Source organism: Romboutsia sp. 13368 (genome assembly GCF_018336475.1).
Taxonomy (GTDB): domain Bacteria; phylum Bacillota; class Clostridia; order Peptostreptococcales; family Peptostreptococcaceae; genus Romboutsia.
Window position 1 is genome coordinate 751,051 of sequence record NZ_CP048741.1, and the last position, 2,549, is coordinate 753,599.

A 2,549-nucleotide genomic window follows, 5' to 3' on the forward strand; every position below is an offset into this window, starting at 1 on the left:
TGTATTTTTATATACTATATTTGTATATTATTTTTTAGTTATTGTTGGAGGGTTGTTTACAACCTATACACATTACGATATGAATAAACAGAAAGAAAGGAATAGAGATTATAATTTATAGAGGCTTTTTTAAGTCTCTTTTTTATGTATAAATTTATAATTTATTTTGCTTATGGGTAAAATACAGATGTTAGTATTATTGATAAATTTAACTAAATAATAGAAAAAATAATTGTAGTAAAAGTATTGGATATGGACAACTTAAATATAACAAAATAAAAAGAAAGGAAACTATTATGACAAGTAAAAGAGAAGAATTAGATAACAATAAAGAAATGAAGAAATTATTAAAAGAAAATTCAACTAAAATGGAAATAGCAAAAGAAATACAATCAAATAAAAAAATATCAGAAATAGTAGGAGATAGATTGGCTAGAAAAAGACATTTTCCTCCATGTTAAAAATAATTAGTTAGAGGAGTGAATAATTTGAGCGATAGCAGATTTTACAATGGACATTACAATGACGCTTTACAATATACTAAGGATATATTAAAGAGTAGTTCCTCTATAGATGAAATAAAAACAAATTTAAATAATATTAAAGATATTATTAAAAATGAAGAAAAAAACGAAAAAGATAAAACGTGGTAAATTTCTTACCACGNTTTTTTATAGTTTATGAAAAAATTTAAAAAATTATGTATAATATAAGTAGAAGTAAATTTGTTATAAGGGGAATTTTTTATGAGAGAATTATTAGAGCTTAATCCAATTATAGGGGCAATAAAAGAAGATAATTTAGATAGTGTGATAAAATCTGAATGTGATATTGTATTTTTATTAAATGGAGATATATTAACATTAAAGAAAAAAGTTGATAAATTACATAAATACGATAAAAAAGTATTTGTACATTTAGATATGATACAAGGCCTATCATCNAGAAGTTAAATAGATAGATTAGATATTTATAATATAAATTTTATTGGGAGGAATTAATATGAGTAAAAAATATATAATGGCATTAGATCAAGGAACAACTAGCTCAAGAGCTATACTATTTGATAAAGAAGGTAACATAGTTGCAACGTCTCAAAAAGAATTCACTCAATTTTATCCACATGCAGGATGGGTAGAACATAACCCTATGGAAATATGGGGAAGTCAAAGTGGAGTAATGAGAGAAGTCTTAGAAACTAATTACATAAGACCAGATCAAGTTAGTGCAATAGGTATAACAAACCAAAGGGAAACTACAATAGTTTGGGATAAAAACACAGGTAAACCTGTATACAATGCTATAGTATGGCAATGTAGAAGAACATCAGAAATATGTGATGAATTAAAAGAAAAAGGTTATGAAAAATTAATTAAAGACAAAACAGGATTAATACTTGATGCATATTTTTCTGCTACTAAAATAAAGTGGATACTTGATAATGTAGAAGGTGCAAGAGAAAAAGCAGAAAATGGAGACTTATTATTTGGTACAGTAGACACTTGGTTAATATGGAACTTAACTCGTGGGAAAGTTCATGTAACAGATTATAGTAATGCGGCAAGAACAATGCTTTATAATATAAAAGAACTAAAATGGGATGATGAGATACTTGAAATACTAGATATACCAAAGTCTATGTTGCCAGAAGTTAAACCATCAAGTTGTATATATGGTCATACTGATGAAGGAATGTTATCAGGAGCACAAATACCAATAGCAGGATGTGCAGGAGATCAACAAGCAGCTTTATTTGGGCAAACATGTTTTGAAGAAGGTAGTGCTAAAAACACTTATGGAACAGGATGTTTTATGCTTATGAATACAGGAGAAAAAATGGTTGAGTCTAAAAATGGGCTATTAACAACTATAGCTTGGGGTGTTGATGGTAAGGTAGAATACGCATTAGAAGGAAGCATATTTATAGGTGGAGCATCTATACAATGGTTAAGAGATGAGCTTAGAGTATTATATGATGCTGGGCAAAGTGAATTCTATGCAAATAGTGTACCTGATACTAATGGAGTCTACGTTGTACCTGCATTTGCAGGACTTGGAGCACCATATTGGGATATGTATGCTAGAGGATGCGTAATGGGTCTTACTCGTGGTGCTAATAGAGCACATTTAGTTAGAGCAACACTTGAATCAATAGCATACCAAGTTAAAGATGTATTAAATGCAATGCAAGAAGATTCTGGCCTTAAGTTAAAAGAACTTAAAGTTGATGGTGGAGCAAGTGCTAATRATTTCTTAATGCAATTCCAATCTGACATATTAAATACTAGTATCAATAGACCTAAGGTTATTGAAACTACTGCACTAGGAGCTGCATATTTAGCAGGTCTTGCTGTAGGGTTCTATAGCAGCAAGGATGATATTAAGAACTCTTGGTTAATAGATAGAGAGTTTACTTCTAATATGAGTGATGCTAAGAGAAACTTATTATATAAAGGTTGGAAAAAAGCAGTTAGTAGGTCTCTTTTATGGGCTAAAGAAGATGAAGAATTTGTAAAAGAGTTATCTTCTATAGAGAATTAATAGAAAAT

General features: G+C 29.0%; 4 protein-coding genes. All 4 read left to right on the forward strand.

Going from position 1 to position 2,549, the window contains the following annotated elements; translation table 11 throughout:
- The first annotated feature begins 296 nt into the window (after positions 1 to 296).
- Positions 297 to 461: a hypothetical protein gene (locus G3997_RS03010; protein ID WP_296647878.1), complete on the forward strand. Its 165-nt coding sequence runs from the start codon at positions 297 to 299 to the stop codon at positions 459 to 461.
- A 27-nt stretch (positions 462 to 488) separates the two neighbouring features.
- On the forward strand, positions 489 to 653 hold the full coding sequence (locus tag G3997_RS03015; RefSeq protein WP_296647881.1) for a hypothetical protein: 165 nt from the start codon (positions 489 to 491) through the stop codon (positions 651 to 653).
- Positions 654 to 746: 93 nt separating this feature from the next.
- Positions 747 to 953, forward strand: a complete 207-nt coding sequence (locus G3997_RS03020) for a glycerol-3-phosphate responsive antiterminator (RefSeq protein ID WP_296647886.1) — start codon at positions 747 to 749, stop codon at positions 951 to 953.
- A gap of 49 nt (positions 954 to 1,002) precedes the next feature.
- Positions 1,003 to 2,541, forward strand: coding sequence for a glycerol kinase GlpK (gene glpK, locus G3997_RS03025; protein ID WP_296647890.1), 1,539 nt, complete (start codon positions 1,003 to 1,005; stop codon positions 2,539 to 2,541).
- Positions 2,542 to 2,549 lie beyond the last annotated feature (8 nt).

Coding starts and splice junctions, on each gene's coding strand:
- G3997_RS03010 (WP_296647878.1), top strand. CDS start 297: ATGACAAGTAAAAGAGAAGAATTAGATAACAATAAAGAAATGAAGAAA.